Raw genomic sequence first — 25613 nt, forward strand, 5'->3', positions numbered from 1 at the left:
CCGCGAGACAAGAAAGAGACTCTCGATGGCGCGCGGTAAGAAGATTTACGAAGGCAAGGCTAAGATTTTGTTCGAAGGCCCGGAGCCGGGGACAATTGTCCAGTATTTCAAGGACGATGCGACCGCGTTTAACGCTGAGAAAAAAGACGTGATCGACGGCAAGGGCGCGCTGAACAACCGCCTGAGTGAGTATTTCATGCTGGGGCTGAACCAGATCGGTGTGCCGACACATTTCCTGAAGCGTCTGAACATGCGCGAACAGCTTGTACGCTCTTGCGAGATTATTCCGCTGGAAGTCATCGTGCGGAACTTTGCCGCAGGCACTATGAGCAAACGTTTGGGAATCGAAGAGGGCACCCAGTTGCCGCGCCCGATCGTGGAGTACTGCTACAAGGATGACTCGCTGGGTGATCCGCTGGTTTCGGAAGAGCACATCGCTGCCTTTGGCTGGGCCAGTCAGCAGGACATGGACGACATTCTGGGCCTCGCACTGCGGGTCAACGATTACATGTCCGGTGTCATGTATGGCGTCGGCATTAAACTGATCGATTTCAAGATCGAGATTGGCCGCGTATATGAAGGTGATTTTCAGCGTCTGGTCGTGGCCGATGAAATCAGCCCTGACAGCTGTCGCCTTTGGGATATCGAAACCAATCAAAAGCTGGACAAAGACGTGTTCCGCCGTGATCTCGGAAGCTTGACCGATGCCTATGCCGAAGTTGCGCGCCGTCTGGGTGTTCTGCCAAAGGGCACTGGCCCGAAACCAACGCTGGTGAATTGATCAAGGGCGCTCGGAAAGGGCGCCAGAACCTGAGTACTATTACAAACAAGACGCCATGAGGTGTCTTTGTCATACCGGAGAAAAGACTGATGAAAGCGCGTGTCTATGTGATGCTGAAAAACGGAGTTCTGGATCCGCAAGGCGAGGCCGTGCGCCACGCGCTTGGCAGTCTAGGATTTGATAGCGTTGAAGGTGTGCGTCAGGGCAAAGTGATTGAGCTGGACCTCGCAGAGGGCACCACCGAAGATACAGTGACAGACATGTGTGAAAAGCTTCTGGCCAACACCGTGATCGAAAGCTACCGCGTGGAGCTCATGTGATGAAAGTCGCCGTCATCGTTTTTCCCGGATCAAACTGTGACCGCGATCTCGCGGTGGCGTTCGAACAGGCCGGCATGGATGTCACGATGGTGTGGCACAAGGACACCGAACTACCTCAGGGTCTTGATATCGTTGGGGTTCCGGGTGGGTTTTCTTTCGGAGATTACCTGCGGTGCGGGGCAATTGCTGCGAACTCGCCGATTTGCAAATCCCTGATCGCGCATACCGAACGCGGAGGCTTTGCCCTTGGCGTGTGCAACGGGTTCCAGATTCTGACCGAGACAGGCATTCTGCCAGGTGCTCTGCGCCGCAATGCCGGGCTGAAATACATCTGCCGGACCGTGGGCTTGCGCGTTGAAAACGCCGAAACCGCCTTTACCAGCCAATATGAAGTTGGGCAGGTCATCGACGTGCCAATCGCACACCATGATGGCAACTATTTTGTGACCGACGAAAAGCTGGCGCAGTTGCAAGGGGAAGGTCGCATTGCCTTTACCTACGATGACAATCCCAATGGATCCGTGGCGGATATTGCCGGTGTGATTTCCAAGAACCGCAGGGTTCTGGGAATGATGCCGCATCCCGAGCGTGCAGCTGACGAAGGTCACGGCGGTACCGACGGGGTGGCAATGTTCCGCTCGCTTGTAGACCAACTGGCCAGCGCCTGACTTGAGACCCTGTCCCGGGGCGCGTAGTCTCGGGGCATGGAGAGCGAACCGCTTCACATACAGGATGACGAAGAACCGCGCCGGTCCACTTGGCGCGTGCGCTTTGCGTTGGCTCTTGTTGTTGTGATGGCAGGGGTCACGATCTGGGTTACCAATTCGTTCCTGACAGATCGCTTCACCCAAAACACGCGCAACCGCGCCGAACTGCGATTGGCGCTTTATTCAGGCAACCTGCAATCTGAACTGCGCCGCAATGCCATTGTGCCACAGCTTTTGGCGAAAGACCCGCAGCTGATCACCGCGCTGACATCCGCTGACTTTTCACAATCTACCGCGCGGTTGATCTCTTTTGTTGAAGAGATCGGCGCAGCTTCGATCATGTTGCTGGATTCTGATGGCCGCACCGTGGCTGCGACTGACCGCACAAAGATTGGCGCGCCAAATCGCCAAAATGAGTTCTTTATCAACGCGATGCGATCCAATCTTACAGTCTTTTCCAGCGCGCGTCAGGACACCGGAGCCTATCATTTCACCTATGCCAAGAGATTGGATTTTCAGGGTCAGGTCATTGGGGTCATTGCTGTAGAGGTTGACCTTCGCAAGTTTGAGCGGGCCTGGGCCGGGATATCCGATGCGGTGTTCGTAACCGACAGCGAAGGCACCATCATTCTGACGACGGAACCGCGCTGGCGGGGCTTGAGCGAAGAGGCGGCTCTGGCCCGTCAACCTGCCGAAGGGGCGATCGAACGCGCAATCCAAGCCACAGCAGATTGGACGCAATTGCCCGCAGATGCCTATATTCAAGGCGAAGGCGTGATGCGCGAAGATGCGCGCATTCCGTTCCGAGGTTGGCGGATTACATCTTTCACGACCTACACCAGCGTGCGCGAACGGGTGAATGCCGTATTGGCTTTGGAAATCATGGCGTTTGCGGTCCTGATCGCGTTGGGGTTCTACGTGATGAACCGCAAGAACACTTTGCGCATGATCCTGTTCCAGCGCGAAAGTGCCAGCTTGCGGGCGTTGAACCTGCGTCTCCAACGTGAGATTTCGGAACGTGAGCGTATGCAGCAAAGCCTTGCCGTGGCCGAGCAATCCCTGGCCCAAAGCTCAAAGCTGGCCGCTTTGGGTGAGATGTCGGCCGCCGTAAGTCACGAGTTAAATCAACCTCTTGCGGCGATGAAAACCTATCTGGCAGGCGCGCGTCTGTTGTTGCGACGCAATCGCCCAGACGAGGCCTTGTCGTCGTTTCAGCGGATCGACGATCTGATTGAACGTATGGGCGCCATCACCAAGCAATTGAAGTCTTACGCCCGCAAGGGAGGCGATGACTTTCGTCCGGTCAATATGGCCGAGGCGCTGAACTCGGCCTTGTCGATGATGGAACCGCAATTGCGGCAAGGTCACATTCGTATCAGCCGCATTCTCCCGGATGAACCTGTGCGTGTGATGGGGGACCGGATGCGTATTGAGCAGGTTATCATCAACCTGCTGAGGAATGCACTGGATGCCATCAAAGGCGAGCGTGATCCCGAGATTGAGATCATCCTTGCCGCCGGAGAAACCGCCACGCTGACAGTGCGTGATAATGGACCTGGTATTGAGAATCTCGATGACCTTTTCGAACCATTCTTCACCACGAAGCAACCGGGTGACGGTGTTGGATTGGGTTTGGCAATTTCTTCAGGGATTATAAGCGACTTAGGTGGCAGACTTACAGCCCGAAATGGGCAGAGCAGGGGGGCTGTTTTCGAAGTTCAGCTTCCTATTTTGAGTGAAGACATTGAGGCAGCGGAGTAACGGGTATGGCTCAGGGTATGAAAATTGCCATCGTCGATGACGAACAGGATATGCGGCAGTCGATCAGCCAGTGGCTGGCATTGTCAGGGTACGACACGGAAACCTTTGCCAGCGCCGAGGACGCGCTAAAGGCCTTGGGGCCGGACTATCCAGGGATCGTGATCACGGACATCCGCATGCCGGGCATGAATGGAATGCAATTCCTGAAGAAATTGATGGGCTCGGACAGCACGCTGCCGGTCATCATGATCACCGGTCACGGTGACGTTCCTATGGCGGTCGAAGCGATGCGGGTGGGGGCCTATGACTTCCTTGAAAAGCCGTTCAACCCAGACCGCATGAGCCAATTGGCCAAGAAAGCCACCAACGCCCGCCGTCTGACATTGGATGCCCGCGCCTTGCGACGCGAGTTGAGCGACGGTGGCCAATTGATGAAGAAGCTGATCGGCTCCAGCCCGGTGATGGACCGTCTGAAAGAAGACATCCTTGATCTTGGGCAGGCAGACGGCCATGTGCTGATCGATGGAGAGACCGGCACCGGCAAGACGCTGGTGGCGCATGCGTTACACGCGGTGGGCAGTCGTGCAGGCAAGAAATTTGTGCTGGTCAGCTGTGGTGCCTTTGAAGAAGAGGCTCTGGCGCGGCGGTTGTTCGGGCCCATGTTACCCGAAGACAGCCAGCTGCCAGCGATTGAAGAAGCGCGTGGCGGAACATTGGTGCTGGAAGACATTGAACGTCTGCCAGATACGCTTCAGGGAAAATTACTTAACATTATCAACGAGCAAGGCAGCCCATCTGAAACGCGGATCGTCGCGATTTCCAACTTGCAGGAACAGGATCGCACCGCCGAAGACGCGCTGCGCTCTGATCTGTTCTACCGCCTAGCTGCATTGCGCATCACGGTGCCTCCTTTGCGTCAGCGTGGTGAAGATATCCTTACTCTGTTCACACGGCTTTCCGAGCAATTTGCGGATGATTACGGTTGCGAAGCACCAAAGGTTTCTGCGCAAGAAGCCGCGCAACTGTTGCAAGCGCCTTGGCCGGGGAATGTACGCCAACTGATCAATCTCGCAGAGCGCGCGGTGCTGCAAAGCCGCCGCGGCGAAGGGACCATCGCATCACTGTTGATGTCCGATCACGAGGAAATGCAGCCTGTGATGACGACCGAAGGCAAGCCTTTGAAAGAATACGTCGACGCCTTTGAGCGGATGCTGATCGATAACACCATGCGCCGGCATCGCGGGTCGATTGCCAGTGTCATGGAAGAGCTGTGCCTGCCGCGTCGGACGCTGAACGAGAAGATGGCCAAGTACGGGTTGCAGCGGGCGGATTACCTCTAGGGTCAGAGAGGGAGATCCAGATGCGGAGGCAGTGTCGTTCGCCGCTTGGAGCGGCCTCTGAACGGCGCGCTTTGTTCAACTAGGCATTGACGCAACGGGGTCTGCTGTGCGGTCATGACAGCCCTTGTATCAGCGATAGAGGAGGGCGCCTCATGGCATCGACTGTCGCTTCAGGCCAAAGTGCAGAGCAGATGATTGACCCCGAATTGGAAGCGCGGGTGCGCGATGAGATTCGCATCGTTCAGACTGTGCAGAACCAAGCCGCCTTGCCGGGGGTCATAGGTGGTAATCTTCTGGTTATTTTCCTCACGCTAAGCCTGGATTGGCGAGCCGTTATTTCATCTGGCGCCGTCTATTCCATGGCCTGCCAGCTTATTCTTCTGGGAACGTTTGCGCACCGCTACCACTTATTACTTGGAAAGCCCCGCCCCAAGTTCGTGCGTCCACGCACCATACGCATCCTGTGGGGGTCTGCCCTTGTCTTAGGGGTGATCTGGTCGGTGACGGCTTGGCTGATGATCGGGGCTTTGAGCCCGGAAAAAGCGGCGCTATTGATGATGATTCTGATTTCCATCAGCATCACCGGAGCATTGACACTGGTGTCCCTTCCGTGCGGGGCTTTGGGGTTCTTTGTACCATTGATGGCGACAATTTTTGTTGCGGCTATCTTGAACGAAGTAGCATCGACGGGCTGGCTGGTGACAGTTGGCATTGCCGGAATTCTCGGTGTGACGCGGTTCATACTTGAAGGCTGGCGCGTCACGCTGTCGAACACGCGCTTGAGGTTGATGAGTGTCCAGGCACAGGCAGATCGTGCGGAATTGCTGGAAAAATTGTCAAGCGAACTGGGCAAATACATGTCGCCCCAGCTTTATGCGTCGATTTTTAGTGGCGACCAAAAGGTGGAGGTCTCGTCAAAACGCAAGAAACTGACTGTGTTTTTCTCGGACATCGCAAATTTCACAGAGATTACGGACCAGTTGGAGTCCGAAGAACTGACCGCGCTGTTGAACCGTTATCTGACCGAGATGTCCACGATCGCGCTGGAGCATGGCGGCACAATCGACAAGTTTATCGGCGATGCCATCGTTGTGTATTTCGGTGATCCTGCGAGCCGGGGTGTGAAAGAAGATGCTTATCAATGCGTGCGCATGGCGCTGGCGATGCAGAAACGGGTACGGGCACTGGGGCAGGAATGGCTGGATATGGGATTGGAGCGGACGTTCGAGCTGCGGATCGGGATCAACACTGGCTATTGCACTGTTGGCAACTTTGGCTCCGAAGACCGGATGGATTACACCATCATCGGCTCAGAGGTGAACCTCGCGGCGCGACTGGAGAGTGCAGCAGAGGTTGGAGGTATTCTCTTGGCCAATGAGACACATTCCCTGGTGAGCGATTGGGTTGTGGCAGAAGAGGGCGTGCCGATCACGGTCAAAGGCTTTCCCCGCCCGGTGAAAACCTTCAGTGTGAAGGGGGTGCAAGATGGAGAGGGCGTTGAGAGCAATCTGGTGAGCCATGCCGCCGAGGGCGTAGCGGTGGAAATCGATCTGGACCGGATTGCCGAAGAACAAAAAGAAGAAGCCGCGCAGGCGCTGGAAAAAGCACTGGCGCGGCTTCGGTCGACTTAACTTAAAACCTTACTGGTTTGCTGGCACATAAGGGTCCGGTGTGCCCGGCGGAATCGGCGGGTGTTCTTTGAACGACGCCGCGTGCTCATATAGCTGTGGCATCGCTCTTTCGGCGACCCATGTGTAGGGGAACAACACATTGTCGCGCTCGTGCGGGTCGTTCAGAAGGTTGTAGATGCGCGGTGTGTCAAAGGTCTCGGTGGCGCCGAAGACGCCGGAGTTTTCCTTGAACATGACCTTCCAGTCGTTCCACTTCACGCCAAAGATCTGTGAGCCCATGTAAACAATCACACCTTCGCGGTTCGAGGAATCCTGATTACCAAGGAACAATGCCGACTGGTCGATGCCGTCGAAGGGACGGTCTTTGGGCACGGAGCCTCCGGCAAAAGCCGCCAGAGTCGGGAACAGATCCATCGAGTGAACGACGCCGTTGCTGGCCGATCCGGCAGGAATTTTGCCCGGCCACTTGATCGCAAAGGGCACGCGCATGCTGCCTTCAAGGCTGGTGAAGAGAGTTCCGCGCCATGGGCCGGCGATGCCTTGAACGGCGGGAACGGGAGAGACATTCGAACTGCCTACTTGCAGTGCTTCGGGGCCGTTGTCGGCCGTAAAGATCACGATGGTATTGTCTGCCACCCCTGCGTCTTCCAGGGCTTGGTTCACACGACCGATATAGGTGTCGACCTGCAACAGGATATCTGCCCAGACACCGTTGCCCGTTGCGCCGTCAAATTCCTTGGCCGCAATGTTGGGGTAGTGGGTCTGCGTGTAAGCCAGATAAACAAAGAATGGATTGTCTTCGCCCGATTTGCGGTTGATAAAGTCGATCGCCTTTTCGGTGAGATCGCCATCGATTTCTGCGCGATACTCCAGGTCATATGCGCGTGCGGCTGTCGCAGGTTCTCCTGCGACGCCCTGCATGACAACATTCTCTTCCATGCCTTGATCGGCATAGCCGCTGAGGGTGGGCCATACCGTGACATCCGTGGTTTCAACCGCGTAGAATTCGTCAAATCCCTGGCTGCTAGGGTAGCGTCCTTCGGACCAGCCAAGGTGCCATTTGCCATACATTGCAGTATCATAGCCGACATCCTTCAGCATTTCGGCCATGGTGACTTCCCATTGGGTAAGGCCATAGACACCTCCGCCCAAGGGTACGGTGTGGTTGCCGCTGCGGATGCCGTAGCGACCGGTCATGGTGGCCGCGCGCGATGGGGTACATTGTGCTTCAACATTGAAATTTGTCAGGCGCAGCCCTTCGGCGGCAAGCGCGTCCATTTCAGGAGTGGGCGTACCGCGAATGATGCCACCGCCATTAAAGCCGGGTTCACCCCAACCGAAGTTATCCAGAAAGATGAAAACAACGTTGGGTTTGTCGTCCGCATGCGCCGCGGTCGTGACAGAGAACAGCGACAAGGTCGCTATGAGCGATAACAGCAATATTAGACGCATGAGGAGATCCCTTTTTTTTCTTCAATAGGTTGAAGGTTAGCCCACGTCGCCAGATCGTACAAATCCTCTGAGTTTGTAAGAGCAAGCCAGTAAGACTGCGCGAAAGGTGTAAGATTTCCATGCGTTTTCGAATGGTCAGGGATTTTGCCATTGTAATTATCCACAACGTGGTCTTATTTAGGACGGTAGAGAGTCCCCAATTGGGGCCTCTGACATGAGTTTCGCTGAACGTGACACGCGGCCAGATAAAGCGCCAGACGCCCCGTTCAGACCGATTGAGCCCTTGTATCTAGGGCTAGAGAGACGCCCGAACCGCTCCGCGGAGGGCATGTAACAGGCGCCGGGACATTCTTATTCCCATGCGTCGGAGAAGAAACGCGATGAAGCGCGCGATACATTTGATAGACCGAGCAGAGGCCGTACGCGTCCCTCTTGGCCGCGCGCTTGTCCTCGCCCAGACAAGACACCCCGCCCAACACAGCCTCAATGCCCCACCGGGGCACGGTCGATTGCGCGGGTGCAAACGGATAACATGGCTAAGAAAATGCTCATCGATGCCACCCACGCGGAAGAGACCCGCGTTGTGGTGGTCGACGGAAACAAGGTCGACGAATTTGACTTTGAATCTGAAAACAAACGTCAGCTAGCAGGAAACATCTATCTCGCCAAAGTCACCCGAGTGGAGCCTTCGCTCCAAGCGGCCTTTGTGGACTATGGTGGAAACCGGCACGGATTCCTGGCGTTCTCGGAAATTCACCCGGATTATTACCAGATCCCGGTCGCGGATCGCGAAGCGCTCATGGAGGAAGAGCGCGCCTATGCCGAGTCGATGAAGGCGCGCGACGACGAGGAAGACGACAAGAAAAAGAAACCATCCCGCTCGCGTTCGCGCAGCCGGTCGCGTTCGAAGACCAAGAAAGACACCAAGGCAACCGAGGCGGTTGATGCGACGGATGTAACAGACGCGTCCACCGAGGAGGCAACGCCGGAACAGATTGACGGTATGGAAACCATCGATCTGGGTAATGACACCGCCGAAGGCCTGTCGCCGATGGAATTGGTGCAGGAAACGCCTGTTGAAGAACCTGCGGAAGCTGTTGAGGCGGAAGTGGTTGTTGCTGAAGACGTGTCAGAAGATACTGTCGCGACACCTGATGTTGTAGAAGACGCTGATGGTGACACGGACAAAGACGCCGAGGACAAAGACGCCGAGGACAAAGGCGGCAAAACCATTGCTGCCAAGACCGAAGGCGAAGACGCAGTTGCGACCAAGGATCCGGAAACCGGTGAAGAAACCGAAGCCGAGGCCAAGGACGCGGCCGCCGAAGAGGCGCCTGCTGAACCCGTGGAGGCCGACACAGAAGCAACGGACGCTCCTGCCGAGGTCGACGCCAAGGTCGAGGTCGAAGCTTCTGAGGATACCGCCGATGACGCTGTTGAAAGCGACGATGGCACCGAAGCGCCCGACGAAGACGATGAACCCGCAGCCAAGGGCTCGAAAGCGTCGTCCAAGGACGAAACCATTGAGTCTGTAGCCGATGAGGACGACAGCGAAGACATTCGTCCACCGCGCAAACCACGTCCGCGTCGCTACAAAATCCAGGAAGTGGTCAAAGTGCGCCAGATCCTGCTGGTGCAGGTCGTTAAGGAAGAGCGTGGCAACAAGGGTGCTGCTCTCACAACCTACCTGTCATTGGCCGGGCGCTACTGCGTCCTCATGCCGAACACGGCGCGAGGTGGCGGGATCTCCCGCAAGATCACCAACGCAGTCGACCGCAAGAAGCTGAAAGAGATCGCCAACGAGATCGACGTGCCACAGGGCGCTGGTCTGATTGTGCGCACGGCAGGGGCCAAGCGCACCAAGGCCGAGATCAAGCGTGACTATGAGTACCTTCAGCGCATGTGGGAACAGATCCGCGAGCTGACACTGAAGTCTATCGCGCCGGCCAAGATTTATGAAGAAGGCGACCTGATCAAACGCTCGATCCGCGACCTTTACAATCGTGAGATCGACGAGGTGTTTGTCGAAGGCGAACGCGGCTACCGCATCGCCAAAGACTTCATGAAGATGATCATGCCGTCCCACGCCAAGAACGTGAAGAAATACGAAGACGGGCTGCCGTTGTTCGCGCGTTATCAGGTGGAAAGCTATCTGTCATCGATGTTCAACCCGACGGTTCAACTGCGATCCGGTGGCTACATCGTGATTGGTGTCACTGAGGCGCTGGTGGCGATCGACGTCAACTCAGGACGTGCCACCAAAGAAGGCTCGATCGAAGAAACCGCGCTCAAGACCAACCTCGAGGCCGCCGAAGAAGTGGCCCGCCAGCTCCGTCTGCGTGACCTTGCCGGATTGATCGTGATCGACTTTATCGACATGGACGAGCGCAAGAACAATGCCGCCGTCGAAAAGCGCATGAAAGACAAGCTCAAGACCGACCGCGCCCGCATTCAGGTGGGTCGCATCTCGGGCTTTGGCTTGATGGAAATGTCGCGCCAGCGTCTGCGCCCCGGTATGATCGAGGCGACGACACAGCCATGCCCGGCCTGTCATGGCACTGGCCTGATCCGTTCGGATGACAACCTAGCGCTGTCGATCCTGCGCCAGATCGAAGAAGAAGGCACTCGTCGCCGGTCACGCGAAGTGTTGGTCAAATGTCCGGTTGCGATTGCCAACTACATCATGAACCAGAAACGCGAGCACGTCGCGCAGATCGAAGCGCGCTATGGTCTGTCGGTTCGGATTGAAGGTGAACCGCATCTGGTTTCACCAGACTTTACGCTTGAGAAGTTCAAAACTGCGACCCGGTCAGTGGCTGAGGTTGCCGCACCTGTGGTGTCGGTTGACACGTCGATCATGGACGAAGTTGACGAAGAAGAAGCACCCGCGGCACCCAGTGTTGCGTCGACTGCTGAAGAGGATGGCGAGGGTAAACCCAAGCGCCGTCGTCGTCGTCGCCGTCGTCGCAAATCCGGTGGAAACGGCGAAGAGCAAAACGCAGAGAATGGTGACGTAAGCGTGTCTCAGGCCGAAGCCACGAGTGAGACATCTGCAGAAGTAAACGCAGATGCGGAAGGTGAGGCGGCGGAAGCGGCTGAGGCGGCAGATGGCGTTGAAGAAAAGCCCAAGAAAACCCGCTCACGTCGGTCACGCTCGCGCAGCCGTTCGAAAGCAAAGACTGACGACGTTGCTGTAGAAGCTGACGCTGAAGCGGCACCGGCAGAGGTTGCAGCACAAGATAGCGCTGAGCTGAACGGTGAAGTTGTCGAAACTGCACCAGCAGAGACCATTGTCGCGGAACCCACTGAGGCGGTTGTGGAAGACGTGGCGGCTCCCGAGGCTGTAGAGGTCGAAGTCGTGGCTGAGCCAGCGCCTGAGCCCGAAGTTGTGGCTGAGCCGATCCCGGAAGCCCCGCCCAAGCCTAAACGCAAAGGTTGGTGGTCTGCAGGCCGTTAATTGTTTGAACAGATGTAGAAAAGGCCGGGGGATCGACCCCCGGCCTTTTCTTTTGGGAATTGTGGTGACGGTGTTCGCCCGTTGGCAACGTCATCGCTCACGGAAACTTTGGAAGCCTCCGGCGGGAGTATTTGTGCCAAAATGAAGGTTGGACGTGACAGATATCAGCTGCGTTTTTCGACCAGAAAGACCAGCCTTCCGTCTAGGTCAGTGCTTTCAATCAACCTGTGGCCGCTTTCGTTGCAGAAATGTGGAACATCAACGATGGCCGCAGGGTCATCCGCAATCAGCCGGATTCGGTCGCCAGCCTTCAAGGTTTGCAAGCGCTTCCTGAGTTTGAGAACGGGCAGGGGGCACAAGAGGCCGATGGCGTCGAGATCTTGGGTCATATCCGTCACATATGCGCGGCACGGCGGCCTGTCCACAAAGATGTGACAGGAGGGCATCGTGACCTTCGTTTCGCGATGCAGTAAGAGGGCGATATGTTTGGAATCGAAATCATCGACGCGGGGTTGCTGCCTGCGATGCTCGTGGCACTTTTGGCCGGGGGGGTCTCGTTCATCAGCCCCTGTGTTTTGCCGGTTGTTCCGCCTTATCTGGCCTATATGAGCGGGGTGTCATTGAACGACATGTCCGAAGGGGCCGCAAAGCGGTCCAAGGTGGTGATGGCGGCACTGTTTTTTGTACTGGGCCTGTCCACAGTGTTTCTTTTCCTTGGGTTTACCGCCTCGGCGATTGGCACGATGTTCCTGCAGTTTCAGAGCACTTTGAACACCATTGCCGGTGTCGTGGTGATGATCTTTGGGGCACATTTCGTGGGCGTCTACAGGATCGGATTTCTTGATCGTGAAGCGCGTTTGGACGTCGGTGAAAAGGGCGGCAGTGCATTTGGGGCCTATATTCTGGGGCTCGCGTTTGCTTTCGGCTGGACCCCCTGCATTGGCCCGCAACTGGGTGCGATCCTGTCTCTGGCGGCATCTGAGGCCTCTCTAACCCGTGGCACGTTGTTGCTGGGGGTTTACGCCATCGGACTTGGGATTCCGTTCCTTTTGGTGGCAGCCTTCTTGCCGCAGATGACCGGTGTGATGTCTTGGATGAAGCGCCATATGCAACAGATTGAGCGGGTCATGGGCCTCTTGTTGTGGACCATTGGGCTTTTGATGCTGACCGGCGGTTTCGCGGCGTTTTCCTATTGGTTGCTGGAAACCTTCCCGGCACTGGCCGAGATCGGCTAACAGGCCTGAAAAGGCGCAGCAAATCGGTATCTTTCACGTCGCTGTTTAGACTTACTTCAGCCCGAAAGCGCGGCTAATGTGATCCTCAGGTTCGAGAGGTCAGATGGCTGAGGCTGCACATATTTCCGTGAAAAGCCGCCGGGTGTTTTACATTCCGGGTTATGACCCTATTCACCCAAGGCGTTACCGCGAGCTTTACCGCAAAGAGGGCGCGGCGCAGGCCGGGATATCGGACTATGAGATTGCCCTGTCGGCCAAACAGGCTGGCGGTCCCTATGGTTGGCATGTCGAAGGCCAGATCGAAGGTGGCGTGACGCAGGCCGATTTTGAGGTGTTGGTCTGGTCTGATATTGTGCGCGACAGCATGGGGTTGGGCATTACGGCGACATATGTACAGCTGGCGCGCACGGCCTGGACGTACATTGCCAGCGGGACGCTGGGGCGGCTGATGAGGTTGCGCAAAGGTCCCGTGATCGCAGCGCTTTACCCGGTTGTGTTTCTGTTGGTGCAATTGCTGCTGTCGTTGTTGGTGACCTATGGGCTGGGACAGGCGGCGGCGATCTGGTTGCCGGATTGGACCGCCTGGGGTGGACTGGTGATTGTGCCGTTCCTGCTCAATTGGTTTCGCAAGCGAGACAACAAGTTTTTCGCCTATTATCTGATGCACGACTATGCCTATTCGGCGCAATCCAAAGGCGCCAACCCGCCGGAGCTAGAGGCGCGGATGGCTGAATTTGCCGTCCGTATTGCCGACGCATTGCAAGGCGACGCAGATGAGGTGCTGGTCATCGGCCATTCCTCGGGTGCGCATCTGGCGGTATCGATCCTGGCCGACTTAATCCGGGACGGTCGGGTGCCGGAACAGGGGCCGGTCTTAAGCTTTCTGTCTTTAGGGCAGGTCGTACCGATGGTGTCGTTTTTGCCATTGGCCCATCGTTTGCGCGGTGATCTGCAATTTCTGTCGACCCAATCCATGCCTTGGATTGACGTTACAGCGCCGGGGGATGGCTGTGCCTTTGCTCTGTGTGACCCTGTGTCGGTCACCGGTGTTGCGCCGGAGGCTGGCAAACGCTGGCCGCTGGTGCTCAGTGCAGCCTTTACACAAACCCTCAGCCCTGACCGCTGGAAAGAGCTGCGCTGGCGCTTTTTCAGGCTACATTTCCAGTATCTTTGCGCTTTCGACACTCCCGGAGACTATGACTATTTCCGCATCACTGCAGGGCCAAAAACTCTTGGTGAACGGTTTGAGGGCAGATCCCCCTCGGCAAGCCGGATCGAAAAAGCGGTCAATAGGTTTACTGAGGTGACTGATGCCTGATCTGCCCCCAAAACCGGCCTCAAGGCCCGACAAAGTGAGCCTGTGGAAGTACTTTCGGCTGTTTCGCAAGGATATCTTGTCGGCGCAGCCATCGCGGCTGTACCACGCGTGGATGGCCGAGTTTCGAACGCCGTTTTTCCGCAGCTATATGTGCAATGACCCGGAGTTGGTAGATTTGGTTCTCAAAGGGAGTCCGGATGATTTTCCGAAATCAGACCGTGTGCGCGAGGGGCTATTTCCGCTTTTGGGCAATTCGGTATTCATCACCAATGGTGAAACATGGAAGCGCCAGCGCCGCATTATCGATCCGGCGTTTGAGGGCGGTCGTTTGCGCGACACGTTCCCGGCAATGTGGGATGCGGGTGTTGCAGCTGTCGAGCGGCTGGACAAGTTTGCCGATCAGGGGCCTGTTGAGATTGAGGCCCAGACCAGCCACGCCGCGGCAGATGTGATTTTTCGCACCTTGTTTTCAATCCCCATTGAGCATGAGGTTGCGGGCGCTGTGTTTTCGACATTCCGTGAGCATCAGATAGCACAGCCTGTCGTCAATCTTGGCGCACTTTTGCCCTTGCCAAAATGGATGCCGCGGTTTCACAGCCGCAAAACGAAAGAGACTGCAAAACAGATCAGAGGGTTGATCGAACAGTTAACCGCAGAGCGGATGGCTGAGATCAAGGCCGGAACCGCACCGGATGATCTGGCAACCAAGATCATGACCACCGCAGACCCGCTGACCGGCGATGTATTTGATACAGAAGAAATGGTGGATCAGGTCGCGATTTTCTTTTTGGCGGGGCATGAAACCAGCGCCTCTGCCTTGGCCTGGGCGCTTTACCTCATGGCGCGTTACCCGGAGTGGCAGGAGAAACTGGCCGAAGAGGCGCGCGAGGTCATGGATCCGGGCAAGATATACTTTTCGGCGGTCAGCAAGTTGCGGGTCTCTCGAGATGTGTTTCGTGAAGCCATGCGGCTCTATTCGCCGGTGCCGATGATGGTGCGCGAGGCAGCCTGTCCAGAACGGTTTCGGGAGCGCGAGGTGCCAAAGGGCAGTCAGATCGTGCTAAGCCCCTGGCATCTGCATCGCCATGATCGCATGTGGGAGCGCCCTGACGAATTTGACCCCGGAAGGTTCCAGACCGAGAACGGCAAGGAAGGTCTGCGCAAGGCGTATCTCCCGTTTTCCGCCGGACAACGGGTATGCCCCGGATCCGCATTTGCCATGATCGAGGGGCCGCTGATCCTGTCTTTGCTGGTCAGGGCGTTTCGATTTGAGGTGGTTGAGGGGCACGAGCCTGTGCCGCAGGCGCATCTGACCGTGCGGGCGAAAGATGGGATTTGGCTGACTCTGACACGTCGTTGACCCTCGACACTCGGATCCGGCGTATTCCCACAAGCCGGTTTTCGCCGGGTTGGCAAAATAGTCGACATTACCTTGCCAAACCTGCGCCTTAGATTGTCTGATGGTAACTATAGAAAGCGGCATGCGCGCCGTATTGCATTTTGTAAAGCCAGTCGTCTTTGAACGTGTTTATGCTGGCTTCGAATAGGAGGATTTCATGCTATTTCGCTTGGTAATAGGCGCTGTTTTTCTAGCGTCTACCGTGAATGCCGACCCGTTGCCCTCGTGGACTGAGGGCGCGAACAAAACCAGTATTATCGAATTTGTTGAAGCCGTATCCGATCCGGCGTCACCCGACTATGTGACCGAGAGCGACCGGATCGCGGTGTTTGACAATGACGGCACGCTCTGGGCCGAACAGCCAGTGTATTTCCAGTTGATCTTTGCCATCGATCAGGTTGCCAAGATGGCAGCGAGTGATCCTTCGATGCTGACATCGCCGGCAATCAAGGCCGCGGCAGATGGTGACATGAAAGCTGTGTTGGCCAGCGGCAAGGAAGGCTTGGTCGAGATCCTGAAAGCCTCGCATGCCAATATGTCTCTGGACACCTTTGCGACGGACGTCGCGGCGTGGCTGGAAACTGCACGGCACCCAAAGACAGGGCAGCCTTATGATGAGATGCTGTACCAGCCGATGCTGGAACTCTTGCGGTATCTGCGGGATCAGGGATTTCTGACCTACATCGTTTCAGGCGGTGGCATTGAGTTCATGAGAGTCTTTGCCGAAGACGCTTATGGAATACCTCCGCAGCAGGTTGTTGGCAGCTCTACGACCTCGACCTATGAGGTGATCGATGGTGTGCCAACCATTGTGAAGGGGCAAGAGTTGTTCTTTGTTGATGACAAAGCAGGCAAGCCCGTCGGTATTCAACATCATATCGGCAAGCGCCCGATTTTGGCCGGGGGGAACTCGGATGGGGATTTCCAAATGCTGGAATGGGTCACGTCCGGCGAAGGTCCGCGGTTGGGGATCTTGGTCTGGCACACGGATGGCGACCGGGAATGGGCCTATGACCGAGAAGGACATATCGGTGTGCTGAACCGGGGGCTGGATGAAGGTCCCGACCGGGGCTGGGTCCTGGTCGATATGAAAAACGATTGGTCGCGTATCTGGAAGTGATCAGGGCAGGGGCTCTGCCCCTCTGGGCGCTTCTTTAGGAAGCGCCCATTCACCCCGGAGTATTTTTGCCAAAATGAAGGCTGGATTACTCTTCGTGCCACCACACGCCCGGAAGCCATTCGACACCGTCACCGTAGAGGGGCAGGGTTTCGGGATAGTGAAGCTTGGCATTATGGGCAACACGACCAACCGCATAGGACCAGATCGGGATGACATAGCGCCCGGTGGTCAGGACGCGGTCGAGGGCCTGAGCCGTCGTGCGAAAGTCTTCCGCGCTGGTCGAGGCTGTGAGCGTTGATACCAATGCATCGATCGCAGGGTTGCGAATACCCATGAGGTTGCGTGATCCCGGCTGGTTTGCGGCCGCACTGCCCCAGTAGAGCGCCTGTTCATTGCCGGGGCTCAGTGTGAGTGCGCGCCGTGTATCGGTCATATCGTAATCAAACTCGTTGATCCGTTGCGTGTATTGCGCGTTGTCGACTGCGGATACGGTGACGAAAATCCCCAGCTTCTCGAGGGACTTCCGATAGAGATCGGTGATCGCCGTATCTTGGGTGTCACCCTGACGCAGCAGGATTTCAAAACTGAACGGTGTGCCGTCTGGCCCTGTCATCACGCCATCAACCACCTCGTATCCGGCTTCAGACATCAGTTTCATGGCGCGACGCATGTTCTTGCGATTGCGATTGCTGCCATCCGAGGCCGGCAAGGTGTAATGCCCGAGTGCATCATCGGGCAGGGCGTCGGCAAACGGCGCCAATAGGGCTGTAACGCTCTCTGATGCAGGACCGTCAGTCATCGCAAGGTATGAGCCGGAGAAATAAGATGAGATGCGGGGCTGACGACCTCCGACCAATGTGTCTGCGATAAACTCGTAGTTGAAGGCGTGCAAAAGTGCGTCACGGACACGAATGTCATCAAACGGCGCGCGGCGGGTATTCATGGCAAATCCGGTGATGCCTGAAGGTTTGGAATGGGGGATTTCTGATTTTACCATCCGGCCATCGGTGATCGCCGGAAACGCATAGTCGCTGGCCCAAGCCTCGGCGTCGAACTCGCGGTAATAACTGATTTCACCTGCCTTGAAGGCCTCAAACATCACGTCGCCGTCACCGTAAAAGTCGATGCGGATTTCATCGAAGTTCGCGATGCCTTGGCGCAGAGGCAGGTCCTGTCCCCAGTAATCGGGGTTGCGGGTCAGCGTGACTTGGCGACCTGCCTCAAAATCCTGAACCACATAGGGTGCGCTGCCGATTGGGATGTCTGGCAGCGAAGCCTCGGCCAGTGGTGTCTCTTGCCACTGCGCCTTTTGGAGGATGGGGCGCAGCCCGGCGATCAGCGCCAGTTCCCGGTCTGATGTGTTGAATGTCAGGCGAACGCTGCGCGCGCCCGTGGCCTCGATGCGCCCAACCTTGGTCCAGAACCCCAAATAGCGAGGGTGTCCTTCGGTGCCGAGCGTTTCAAAGGACCAGATCACATCTTCGACCGTGACCGGGGTGCCGTCCGAGAACCTGGCCTCGGGGCGCAAATTGAATTCAACCCATGACCGGTCAGGAGCCGTTTCAACAGAAGAGGCCAAAAGCCCATAAAGCGAAAAGGGTTCATCCCAGTTTCGACCCATCAGTGATTCGTGGGTCAGGAATCGCAGCTGCCATGGCGCGGTGCCTTTGCGTTGAAACGGGTTGAGTGAATCGAATCCTCCGGTGTTGCCGGTGACGATTCGTCCCCCCTTTGGCGCGTCTGGATAGGCATAGGGCAGGACGGCAAAATCCGCAGGCAGCGCGGGCGCGCCATACATCGCGATTCCGTGGCTGGGTTCGGCATGGGCCATGAACGCCAAGGAAAACAGGCTCGCGCCCAGAAAACCTTGGACCAAAGCGTGGAAACATACTGGTCGCATAATTGGGACAATCCTGCCTGTGCCTGTTTTTATTGACCCTCAAGCTAGCGAGGGTTTTTAACCTTATCAAACTTTTAGCTTGGAGACCGGCGCAGGATTGCTTATAAAGGTGGCACTGCTCGATAGGTTTCTTGCCTGTATGAAACCTGCCTCAATGACTATACCCCGGCTTCGGCCGGGGTTTTTTTTGGCCTGAGAATGGGCATAGGTAGGAATACGTGTCGCGGCTTTGACCCCTTATTTTGCGCGTGCAGCATGATATGATGCAAGGGACATAACGATCAGAGGCATCACATGACACTTGCAGGAAAAAGCGCCATCATCACCGGGTCGAACTCAGGCATCGGTTTGGGAATCGCTCGGGAGTTGGCACGGGCCGGAGCGGATGTCGTCTTGAACTCGTTCACGGACCGCGACGAAGATCACGCCTTGGCCGCCGAGATCGGTTCAGAATTTGGCGTGTCTGCGCGCTACATCAAAGCTGACATGTCCAAAGGTGATGAGTGCCGGGACCTGATAACACAGGCAGGTGGCTGTGATATCCTTGTGAACAACGCGGGAATTCAGCACGTGGCGCCGATTGATGAGTTTCCGGTTGAAAAGTGGGACGCGATTATTGCGATCAACATGAACTCAACCTTTCATACGATGGCCGCAGCCTTGCCGGTGATGCGCGAACGTGGTTGGGGACGGATCGTGAATATCGCCTCGGCGCACGGGCTGACGGCGTCACCGTTCAAGGCCGCCTATATTGCCGCCAAGCATGGCGTTGTGGGCATGTCCAAGACTGTAGCGTTGGAAACGGCGCAAGAGCCCATCACCTGTAATGCGATTTGCCCGGGCTATGTGCTGACACCTCTGGTCGAGGCCCAGATCCCCGACACAATGCGCGAATACAACATGAGCCGTGAAGACGTGGTGAAGAATGTCATGCTGACACGACAGCCGTCGAAAGAATTTGCCACGGTTGAGCAGTTGGGTAGCACGACTGTGTTCCTGTGTACAGACGCGGCGGCCCAGATCACCGGTACGACGATCAGTGTCGATGGGGGGTGGACGGCATTGTAGGTCTTTTGGAGGCGCTGCCCCCGTCGCCCCAAACGGGCGACTCCCCCGGGATATTTGTGGCCAAAAGAAACATGGGCGTGACGCATGGCTGAGATGAAACGGATCAATCTGGCCTTGCAAGGTGGTGGCGCGCATGGCGCCTTTACCTGGGGGGTACTGGATGTCTTGTTGCAGGATCCTGAGATTGAAATTGCGGGTATTACCGGAAAGTCGGCGGGTGCGCTGAACGGAGCTGCAGTGAAATCGGGCATGATCCGCGCGGGTCGGGCCGGAGCGTTGGAAAACCTTAAGTCGCTTTGGCAGCGCATGGGCGCCATGCGCGAGGATCACCTCAGCGCATTTCTGCAACCCTGGTTGCAAGAGCTTGGCCCCGGCAATGTTGCGCGGGCACTGGAATACTCGTTGCCCTATGCGATGGGAGAAACCCTGTCGCGCATGATGTCGCCTTATGCCTATGGCCCGGTTTACCAAAACCCGTTGCGCCCGGTTGTTGAGGCTTTTGACTACGACTCGGTTTGTTCTTCCGAGGGGCCGCGCCTGTTTGTCTGTGCCACCAACGTGCGCACTGGCAAGGCACGCATCTTCACGCGCGAGGAAATCTCGACAGACGCGATTTTGGCCTCGGCTTGTTTGCCGACGATGTTTCAGGCGGTTGAGATCGACGACCCAGAAACCGGCCAAACCGAGGCCTATTGGGATGGCGGCTATACCGGCAATCCGGCCTTGTACCCGCTGTTTGACAAGGATTTGCCCGACGACGTGGTCATTGTGAACATCAATCCGATTGAGCGCAGCGAAAAACCCGTGTCGCCGCAGCAAATCCAAAGTCGCATCAACGAAATCAGCTTTAACTCGGCGTTACTGAGCGAGTTGCGGGCAATTTCCTTTGTCGAACGCCTGATTGCCCGTGGCGTAATTGCCGAGGGCGATATGAAGGCTGTCAAAGTGCATATGATTGCTGACGATGCGTTGATGAACGAGTTGTCCTCGGCCACAAAAACGGTGCCGACGGGGTATATCCTAAAAGAACTGTTTGCAGCCGGGCAGGGCGCGGCAAAAGCGTTCCTCGCGACGCACAAGGCCGACCTGGGTCAGCGCAGTACCGTGGATTTACAGGCGACCTATCAATAGGCGCGATGTGCCGTGCGTGCGTAGGCATTTGAATGGTCAATGCGCGCGAGATAGGCTTGGGCGCGGGCCAGCGCACTGCCGCCATACTGATCTGGCCCCAGCATTTTGCGCGCGTTGAGGGATTTGGTGTCCAAGAGATCAAAGGCCACACGTTCGACTGAACCGGACCATGTTGGATACCGTTTGCGCCAACCGCGCCAATGATGCGCCAGCAGGCGCTCACGCAGTGCATAGCCGTGAAAATCAAAGCTTATACGGCCGTCGGTGACATAGATGTGGCTGCCAGAAAAGCCGAGCGCCGGGACGATATGCTCGGCGTAGAAATGTGGGCCGATCCCTTGTTTCAAGTAGCTTCCGGCAAGGATGTGGCATGCGCCGCGCCCAAAGAAGATCCTGTCAGGTAGGTTCCAGCGGCGGACAGGGTCACGTTTTATCGCTCCGTCCAGCCAATACATCCGATCAGTCCTCTGTATCGGGAGGCGCGGTCGGGTCTTTGGCGTTCGGATAGACCAAGCCTGCGGAAATCACCAGTTTGGCAGCTTCCTCGATGGACATCTCCAGTTCGATAATGTCTTTCTTGGGCAGGAACAGCAAAAAGCCCGACGTGGGGTTGGGTGTGGTTGGAACAAAGACACCCATCAGTTCTTCGCCGGTACTGTCCGAGTCCGCCACTTCGCCTTTGGCACTGGTCGAGACAAACCCCACAACCCAGATGTCCTTGCGCGGGTATTCAATCAGGCAGGCCTTTTCAAAATTTCTGTCCGATTGTGCAAATACGGTTTCGGCGATTTGTTTCACGCCGGAATAGATTGACCGCACAATCGGCATCCGGTCGACGAGACCTTCGGCAAAGCCGATCATCGACCGACCGATCAGACCCTTGGCGATCCAACCGACAACGACGGTAAAAATCAGGAATATGACCACGCCGACGCCGGGTAGATTGTTGCCGACATACTGTTTTGGCTGGAAGGTTTCAGGCACCAGCGGAAGCACAAAACCATCGAACCAACCAATCAACGTCCAGATCAACCAGATGGTCATGGCCACAGGTGCAATCACCACGATTCCCGTCAGGAATGACGCGCGCAATCCTGCGAACCGCCCGTGCCGGCGGTGAGGATGAGGGTCGTCGTCAAAGGGCGTTGTCATGGTGGCTCACTTTTTGGTCCTGATGACTAGTTAAGGAATGGACCGAGAACGATCAACGCCTGCTGGGTGGCTTTTAGGTTGAATTTGCAGATTGCGCCTTGAGTTTGGTGATTTCTGACGCAATTTGCGCCGCCAGCCGCGCATTGTTGAGCACAAGGGCGATATTGGCGGTGAGGGAACGTCCGTCGGTCAGCTCAAAGATCCGTGCGAGCAGAAAGGGCGTGACCTCTTTACCAGCGATCCCTTGGGCGGCGGCCTCAGAGGTCGCTTGTGCAATGACGGGGTCCATCACGTCGGACGGGATTTCGTCGGCCACGGGAATGGGGTTGGCGATCAACTGACCTCCGGATATGCCCATTTGACCGCGCAAGATATGCGCGCGGGCAATGCGGGTGGGGCTGTTCATACGCAGCGGCGCGTCGAGTGGCGAATGCGAGGACCAAAAGGCCGGGAAACTGTCTTGTTGATAGCCAATGACCGGCACGCCGTTAGTTTCCAAGACTTCCAGCGTTTTGGGGATATCGAGGATGGCCTTGGCGCCTGCGGCGACAACGGTGACCGAGGTCTGCGCCAACTCGGACAAATCGGCAGAGACATCAAAGGTGTCTTCGGCACCCTTGTGCACCCCGCCGATGCCGCCGGTGGCAAAGACGTCGATCCCGGCAAGGTTTGCAGCGATCATTGTCGCGGCCACAGTCGTGGCACCAGTCAGGCCTTTCGACATGCAAACCGCCAGATCAGCGCGCGATAGTTTGGCGACAGTCTCGGCTTGCGCCAATTGGTCCAACTGTTCGTCGGTCAACCCGACAAAGAGCGTGCCATCAATCACGGCGATGGTGGCCGGGGTGGCACCCTTTGCACGAATAGTCTCTTCAACCTTGCGCGCGACCTGAACGTTTTGCGGAAATGGCATACCATGCGTGATGATCGTACTTTCCAACGCCACGATCGGCGCGCCATTGGCCTTGGCCTCAGCCACTTCGGGGGACAGGGTCACAAGGCTCATTTGGCATTTCCTCCGGAAACGTAGTTGGCGGCTGCTGAAAGGGCGCGGGTCAGGGCTTCGTCGCGGTTACAGCCCTGGGCTTCGGCCACGATATGGGCGGCCATGAAGGTATCTCCGGCACCTGTGACACGAGTCACCAGAACTGCAGGCGGGGTTTGGGTCAGGATGCCATCTGGTGTCGCGTCGCTGGCAGAGTTGCCACCATCGGTCACAAGTGCCCGGCGCGCACCGCGGGCAATCAACCCGGCAGCGGCCTGCGCTGAACTGTCAAAGCTGGTCTGGCATAGCAAGCCCGCCTCTTCGAGATTGACGTAGAGCACGGCGCGATCATGGTTGAGAAACGGCAACAGCCGTTCTGCCTTGCCCGGACTGGCGGGCGCCACACGCAGGTCCGCGCTGGCAAAGAGGTCGCTGTGGGCAATGTTTTCCAACAGCCGCTGGGTCAGATTGCCATCCAGCGCGATAAACCCGTCATAAGGCGCAGTGGTGCTCCCCAATGTCCCATCGCTCAAGGGGCGCAGGATCTTGTCGCCTGCGGCTTCAAGCGAATGGGCATCAGCAATAGCGGCGATCAACCCGTTGGCGCCTTCAACGGCCATATAGCTGTCTGTCGGAAGATCTTCACTGCGATAGACATAGTCGGTGATCAACCCAAGCTCGCGACAGGCCGTGATCAGTTCTGTTCCCTCGGCGTCCTGTCCGATCGCCGTCAGCAATGCGGGGCGCAGGCCGAAGCGGGCCAGCGTCATAGCGATGTTCAGCGCGACACCACCGGGCAGGCGGGTGATGCGGCCCGGAACGTCCGAACCCTGTCGCATATGCACAGGTGCACGGCCAATCACGTCCCAAAGGACCGAGCCGATACAAAGAATGTCATGGGTACGAGTCATGCAAAGTGTTGTGGCGCTTTGTCCGAGGCTTGGCAAGCGCGGCTTAGCGCATGGCGGCCTGCAGGTCTGCCAGTTTGGCAACCGGATCCTCGGCGTGCCAGATTTCTTCGCCAATGCCAAAGAAGTCTGTCACCGGCGCAAGGCTGCGGACGATCTCTGTGTCCAACGCGCCTTCGGCCACTACTGGAACTTCGATCATCTGTGACCACCACTCAAACAGTTCATGCTCGGCGATTGTGCCATCGCCGAGTGGCGTCGGGCCAACAGGGCCAAAACTGACGTAGTCACAGCCTTGTTCACCCGCGCTCATGCCATCGTGGCGCGAGGCGGAGCAAAAGGCACCAACAATGGCGTCGTCGCCGAGATCTTTGCGGGTTTTGCGCACTGAGCGCGCCCCATCGGTCAGGTGGACCCCGTCCAGCCCCAACCGTTCCGCCATCACCAGATGTTCGGAAATCACGATTGCCACGTCGCGCGCATGACAGGTTTCACGCACCACATCTGCAGCACGGCTGATCCGGTCTTCGTCTCGTGTGGCCAAGGCCAGCCGGACGCAGGAGATATCTGTCGCGTCCAAGACGCGGCCCAATTGGTCTGGAAAGCGGCTAAGCTCGATCTCGGGTGGGGTGATGAGATAGATCTGGGGCAGCTCTTGGTCGGCCATTTTAGGGCTCCGGATTCGTCAGCGTTGCGCCGTGATAGCGTGGATCGCCACGTTTGGCCATGATTGGCTACTTTGCGGGCAGATTGCCCACGAAATTCATCGCCAACCCAAGCACTTGGGCGCGGTGGCCGTCGTCGGCCATCAGGTCTTCGTCAACATCCAGCATGCCGCCCATTTTCTTGCCGGTGAAGGCCAGCGGACTGACGCCGTTGATCGCAAGTGCTGCCACCTCATTGTCCTTGCCAACCCGAAACATGCCACCGCCTTTGTGTACACCGCAGAGGATATTGCCGTTGAGCATGAAACAGAGGCCGCCAAACATCTTTTTCTCTTCGATGCCGGCGACCTCGGTCAGGTCGTCCCGCAGAATGTGAGCCAGTCCTTCGTCATACGCCATGCTCTGTTCCTTTCTTGGTGTGTGATGGATTCTAGGCCTCTGGCGGGGATATTTATAGCCAAAAGAAGTAGGGGTGTTGTGTGTTTCCGGGTGCGGGGGTATCAGCGGCGGTGATTTTTGATGGAGTGCGTGATGCCAACCGGAACCCCACAACCTGCCTTTGTGCTTGTGCGCCCACAGATGGGTGAGAACATAGGCGCCGCTGCGCGGGCGATGCTGAATTTTGGGTTGGACCGGATGCGTATTGTTGATCCCCGCGATGGCTGGCCGAACCAGCGCGCCGTGGCGATGGCCTCCGGGGCAGGGCGAGTGCTGGACGATGTGGTGTTATGTGCCGACACACCCGCCGCGCTGGAAGACTGTCACTTTGTTTTTGCCACCACCGCGCGTGCCCGTGGTCTGACCAAACCCGTCGTGACGCCTGAGCGCGCCATGCAAATGGCGGCAGAAAAGATCGCGGCAGGGGAAAAGGTGGCCGTGCTTTTTGGTCCCGAACGGTCTGGTCTGGAAAATGATGACATCGCGCGGGCCAACGCCATTATCAATGTGCCGGTGAACCCGGATTATGCCTCGCTCAACCTTGGGCAATGCGTGCTTTTGACCGCATATGAGTGGCGTCGCGCCAGTGCGGATGTGGTGGCGGAACGAGTCGATATGGCCAAGACCGACTGGGCCAGTCAGTTCGACATGGAAGCCCTGACCACACATTACGAAGAGCGGCTGGATGAGGCTGGGTTCTTTTTCCCCGAAGCCAAGGCAGAGGGTATGAAGATCAACCTGCGCAATATGTGGAGCCGTATGCCGCTGACACGCGCTGACGTGCAGATGCTGCACGGTGTCCTGCGGCAAATGGTGCGTTGGAAAGAACGCGGGCGTTGATTGCT

Annotated in this window: 23 protein-coding genes; 14 read left to right on the plus strand and 9 right to left on the minus strand. The window is 57.1% G+C overall.

Annotated features, from left to right (window positions below):
- Nucleotides 1–25: 25 nt before the first annotated feature.
- From purC to Q0932_RS06135, 6 genes are all read left to right on the plus strand, one after another.
- Nucleotides 26–781, plus strand: coding sequence for a phosphoribosylaminoimidazolesuccinocarboxamide synthase (gene purC, locus Q0932_RS06110; protein ID WP_299350560.1), 756 nt, complete (start codon nucleotides 26–28; stop codon nucleotides 779–781).
- 89 nt (nucleotides 782–870) lie between these two features.
- The gene (gene purS, locus Q0932_RS06115; RefSeq protein ID WP_299350562.1) at nucleotides 871–1101 is read left to right on the plus strand and encodes a phosphoribosylformylglycinamidine synthase subunit PurS; all 231 of its coding nucleotides are present in this window, start codon (nucleotides 871–873) and stop codon (nucleotides 1099–1101) included.
- On the plus strand, nucleotides 1101–1769 hold the full coding sequence (purQ, locus tag Q0932_RS06120) for a phosphoribosylformylglycinamidine synthase subunit PurQ (RefSeq protein WP_299350564.1): 669 nt from the start codon (nucleotides 1101–1103) through the stop codon (nucleotides 1767–1769). The genes purS and purQ overlap by 1 nt, the downstream gene beginning before the upstream one ends.
- 36 nt (nucleotides 1770–1805) lie before the next feature.
- Nucleotides 1806–3569 (plus strand): ATP-binding protein, encoded by a 1764-nt coding sequence (locus tag Q0932_RS06125; RefSeq protein ID WP_299350566.1) that lies wholly within the window; start codon nucleotides 1806–1808, stop codon nucleotides 3567–3569.
- A 5-nt stretch (nucleotides 3570–3574) separates the two neighbouring features.
- Nucleotides 3575–4909: a sigma-54 dependent transcriptional regulator gene (locus Q0932_RS06130; RefSeq protein WP_299350568.1), complete on the plus strand. Its 1335-nt coding sequence runs from the start codon at nucleotides 3575–3577 to the stop codon at nucleotides 4907–4909.
- 152 nt (nucleotides 4910–5061) lie between these two features.
- Nucleotides 5062–6540, plus strand: a complete 1479-nt coding sequence (locus Q0932_RS06135) for an adenylate/guanylate cyclase domain-containing protein (protein ID WP_299350570.1) — start codon at nucleotides 5062–5064, stop codon at nucleotides 6538–6540.
- A gap of 9 nt (nucleotides 6541–6549) precedes the next feature.
- On the opposite strand, the gene Q0932_RS06140 is transcribed toward Q0932_RS06135, so the two are convergent.
- Nucleotides 6550–7992, minus strand: a complete 1443-nt coding sequence (locus tag Q0932_RS06140) for an arylsulfatase (protein WP_299350572.1) — start codon at nucleotides 7990–7992, stop codon at nucleotides 6550–6552.
- Between the two features lie 532 nt (nucleotides 7993–8524).
- Between Q0932_RS06140 and Q0932_RS06145 the strand changes: the two genes are divergently transcribed.
- The gene (locus Q0932_RS06145; RefSeq protein WP_299350574.1) at nucleotides 8525–11449 is read left to right on the plus strand and encodes an Rne/Rng family ribonuclease; all 2925 of its coding nucleotides are present in this window, start codon (nucleotides 8525–8527) and stop codon (nucleotides 11447–11449) included.
- 164 nt (nucleotides 11450–11613) lie between these two features.
- Here the strand turns inward: Q0932_RS06145 and Q0932_RS06150 are convergent, their stop codons facing one another.
- Nucleotides 11614–11838 carry a sulfurtransferase TusA family protein gene (locus Q0932_RS06150; RefSeq protein ID WP_299350575.1) on the minus strand — a complete coding sequence of 75 codons (225 nt, stop codon included), beginning with the start codon at nucleotides 11836–11838 and terminating at the stop codon, nucleotides 11614–11616.
- A gap of 93 nt (nucleotides 11839–11931) precedes the next feature.
- Between Q0932_RS06150 and Q0932_RS06155 the strand changes: the two genes are divergently transcribed.
- From Q0932_RS06155 to Q0932_RS06170, 4 genes are all read left to right on the plus strand, one after another.
- Nucleotides 11932–12684, plus strand: a complete 753-nt coding sequence (locus tag Q0932_RS06155; protein WP_299350576.1) for a cytochrome c biogenesis protein CcdA — start codon at nucleotides 11932–11934, stop codon at nucleotides 12682–12684.
- 103 nt (nucleotides 12685–12787) lie between these two features.
- Entirely contained in the window at nucleotides 12788–14002 is a 1215-nt protein-coding gene (locus tag Q0932_RS06160) for a hypothetical protein (protein WP_299350578.1), read from the plus strand.
- Nucleotides 13995–15362 carry a cytochrome P450 gene (locus tag Q0932_RS06165; RefSeq protein WP_299350580.1) on the plus strand — a complete coding sequence of 456 codons (1368 nt, stop codon included), beginning with the start codon at nucleotides 13995–13997 and terminating at the stop codon, nucleotides 15360–15362. Before Q0932_RS06160 ends, Q0932_RS06165 begins: the two co-directional genes overlap by 8 nt.
- Before the next feature lie 196 nt (nucleotides 15363–15558).
- Nucleotides 15559–16521, plus strand: a complete 963-nt coding sequence (locus tag Q0932_RS06170) for an HAD family hydrolase (protein WP_299350581.1) — start codon at nucleotides 15559–15561, stop codon at nucleotides 16519–16521.
- Between the two features lie 85 nt (nucleotides 16522–16606).
- Here Q0932_RS06170 and Q0932_RS06175 read toward each other — a convergent pair whose 3' ends face one another.
- Nucleotides 16607–18319: an extracellular solute-binding protein gene (locus tag Q0932_RS06175; RefSeq protein ID WP_299350647.1), complete on the minus strand. Its 1713-nt coding sequence runs from the start codon at nucleotides 18317–18319 to the stop codon at nucleotides 16607–16609.
- Between the two features lie 396 nt (nucleotides 18320–18715).
- Between Q0932_RS06175 and Q0932_RS06180 the strand changes: the two genes are divergently transcribed.
- Nucleotides 18716–19489: a 3-hydroxybutyrate dehydrogenase gene (locus tag Q0932_RS06180; RefSeq protein ID WP_299350583.1), complete on the plus strand. Its 774-nt coding sequence runs from the start codon at nucleotides 18716–18718 to the stop codon at nucleotides 19487–19489.
- Between the two features lie 93 nt (nucleotides 19490–19582).
- Nucleotides 19583–20620 (plus strand): patatin-like phospholipase family protein, encoded by a 1038-nt coding sequence (locus tag Q0932_RS06185; RefSeq protein WP_299350649.1) that lies wholly within the window; start codon nucleotides 19583–19585, stop codon nucleotides 20618–20620.
- Here Q0932_RS06185 and Q0932_RS06190 read toward each other — a convergent pair.
- From Q0932_RS06190 to Q0932_RS06215, 6 genes are all read right to left on the minus strand, one after another.
- Nucleotides 20614–21075 (minus strand): hypothetical protein, encoded by a 462-nt coding sequence (locus Q0932_RS06190; RefSeq protein WP_299350585.1) that lies wholly within the window; start codon nucleotides 21073–21075, stop codon nucleotides 20614–20616. The two genes, Q0932_RS06185 and Q0932_RS06190, sit on opposite strands and share 7 nt — an antisense overlap.
- A 4-nt stretch (nucleotides 21076–21079) precedes the next feature.
- Complete coding sequence (locus Q0932_RS06195) at nucleotides 21080–21772, minus strand: DUF502 domain-containing protein (RefSeq protein ID WP_299350586.1); 693 nt, start codon at nucleotides 21770–21772, stop codon at nucleotides 21080–21082.
- Between the two features lie 73 nt (nucleotides 21773–21845).
- The gene (locus tag Q0932_RS06200; protein WP_299350587.1) at nucleotides 21846–22778 is read right to left on the minus strand and encodes a pseudouridine-5'-phosphate glycosidase; all 933 of its coding nucleotides are present in this window, start codon (nucleotides 22776–22778) and stop codon (nucleotides 21846–21848) included.
- Nucleotides 22775–23668, minus strand: coding sequence for a PfkB family carbohydrate kinase (locus Q0932_RS06205; protein ID WP_299350589.1), 894 nt, complete (start codon nucleotides 23666–23668; stop codon nucleotides 22775–22777). The genes Q0932_RS06200 and Q0932_RS06205 overlap by 4 nt, the downstream gene beginning before the upstream one ends.
- Nucleotides 23669–23711: 43 nt before the next feature.
- A complete protein-coding gene (locus tag Q0932_RS06210) occupies nucleotides 23712–24332 on the minus strand; it encodes a thiamine phosphate synthase (protein ID WP_299350591.1) in 621 nt (206 codons plus the stop codon).
- A 67-nt stretch (nucleotides 24333–24399) separates the two neighbouring features.
- Nucleotides 24400–24729, minus strand: coding sequence for a TfoX/Sxy family protein (locus tag Q0932_RS06215; RefSeq protein ID WP_299350593.1), 330 nt, complete (start codon nucleotides 24727–24729; stop codon nucleotides 24400–24402).
- Between the two features lie 132 nt (nucleotides 24730–24861).
- Between Q0932_RS06215 and Q0932_RS06220 the strand changes: the two genes are divergently transcribed.
- The gene (locus Q0932_RS06220; protein ID WP_299350594.1) at nucleotides 24862–25608 is read left to right on the plus strand and encodes an RNA methyltransferase; all 747 of its coding nucleotides are present in this window, start codon (nucleotides 24862–24864) and stop codon (nucleotides 25606–25608) included.
- The last annotated feature ends 5 nt before the right edge of the window (nucleotides 25609–25613 follow it).

Origin of the sequence: uncultured Shimia sp. (assembly GCF_947498095.1) — a bacterium.
GTDB lineage: Bacteria > Pseudomonadota > Alphaproteobacteria > Rhodobacterales > Rhodobacteraceae > Shimia.

What these genes read in the sequence shown, in the direction of transcription:
- Q0932_RS06175 (WP_299350647.1), bottom strand. Translation starts at nt 18,319, where the DNA reads ATGTATGGCGCGCCCGCGCTGCCTGCGGATTTTGCCGTCCTGCCCTAT.
- Q0932_RS06215 (WP_299350593.1), bottom strand. Translation starts at nt 24,729, where the DNA reads ATGGCGTATGACGAAGGACTGGCTCACATTCTGCGGGACGACCTGACC.
- Q0932_RS06135 (WP_299350570.1), top strand. Translation starts at nt 5,062, where the DNA reads ATGGCATCGACTGTCGCTTCAGGCCAAAGTGCAGAGCAGATGATTGAC.
- Q0932_RS06145 (WP_299350574.1), top strand. Translation starts at nt 8,525, where the DNA reads ATGGCTAAGAAAATGCTCATCGATGCCACCCACGCGGAAGAGACCCGC.
- Q0932_RS06190 (WP_299350585.1), bottom strand. Translation starts at nt 21,075, where the DNA reads ATGTATTGGCTGGACGGAGCGATAAAACGTGACCCTGTCCGCCGCTGG.
- Q0932_RS06160 (WP_299350578.1), top strand. Translation starts at nt 12,788, where the DNA reads ATGGCTGAGGCTGCACATATTTCCGTGAAAAGCCGCCGGGTGTTTTAC.
- Q0932_RS06195 (WP_299350586.1), bottom strand. Translation starts at nt 21,772, where the DNA reads ATGACAACGCCCTTTGACGACGACCCTCATCCTCACCGCCGGCACGGG.
- Q0932_RS06205 (WP_299350589.1), bottom strand. Translation starts at nt 23,668, where the DNA reads ATGACTCGTACCCATGACATTCTTTGTATCGGCTCGGTCCTTTGGGAC.
- Q0932_RS06180 (WP_299350583.1), top strand. Translation starts at nt 18,716, where the DNA reads ATGACACTTGCAGGAAAAAGCGCCATCATCACCGGGTCGAACTCAGGC.
- Q0932_RS06210 (WP_299350591.1), bottom strand. Translation starts at nt 24,332, where the DNA reads ATGGCCGACCAAGAGCTGCCCCAGATCTATCTCATCACCCCACCCGAG.
- Q0932_RS06185 (WP_299350649.1), top strand. Translation starts at nt 19,583, where the DNA reads ATGAAACGGATCAATCTGGCCTTGCAAGGTGGTGGCGCGCATGGCGCC.
- Q0932_RS06220 (WP_299350594.1), top strand. Translation starts at nt 24,862, where the DNA reads ATGCCAACCGGAACCCCACAACCTGCCTTTGTGCTTGTGCGCCCACAG.
- purQ (WP_299350564.1), top strand. Translation starts at nt 1,101, where the DNA reads ATGAAAGTCGCCGTCATCGTTTTTCCCGGATCAAACTGTGACCGCGAT.
- Q0932_RS06150 (WP_299350575.1), bottom strand. Translation starts at nt 11,838, where the DNA reads ATGACCCAAGATCTCGACGCCATCGGCCTCTTGTGCCCCCTGCCCGTT.
- Q0932_RS06130 (WP_299350568.1), top strand. Translation starts at nt 3,575, where the DNA reads ATGGCTCAGGGTATGAAAATTGCCATCGTCGATGACGAACAGGATATG.
- purC (WP_299350560.1), top strand. Translation starts at nt 26, where the DNA reads ATGGCGCGCGGTAAGAAGATTTACGAAGGCAAGGCTAAGATTTTGTTC.
- Q0932_RS06200 (WP_299350587.1), bottom strand. Translation starts at nt 22,778, where the DNA reads ATGAGCCTTGTGACCCTGTCCCCCGAAGTGGCTGAGGCCAAGGCCAAT.
- Q0932_RS06170 (WP_299350581.1), top strand. Translation starts at nt 15,559, where the DNA reads ATGCTATTTCGCTTGGTAATAGGCGCTGTTTTTCTAGCGTCTACCGTG.
- Q0932_RS06165 (WP_299350580.1), top strand. Translation starts at nt 13,995, where the DNA reads ATGCCTGATCTGCCCCCAAAACCGGCCTCAAGGCCCGACAAAGTGAGC.
- Q0932_RS06125 (WP_299350566.1), top strand. Translation starts at nt 1,806, where the DNA reads ATGGAGAGCGAACCGCTTCACATACAGGATGACGAAGAACCGCGCCGG.
- purS (WP_299350562.1), top strand. Translation starts at nt 871, where the DNA reads ATGAAAGCGCGTGTCTATGTGATGCTGAAAAACGGAGTTCTGGATCCG.
- Q0932_RS06140 (WP_299350572.1), bottom strand. Translation starts at nt 7,992, where the DNA reads ATGCGTCTAATATTGCTGTTATCGCTCATAGCGACCTTGTCGCTGTTC.
- Q0932_RS06155 (WP_299350576.1), top strand. Translation starts at nt 11,932, where the DNA reads ATGTTTGGAATCGAAATCATCGACGCGGGGTTGCTGCCTGCGATGCTC.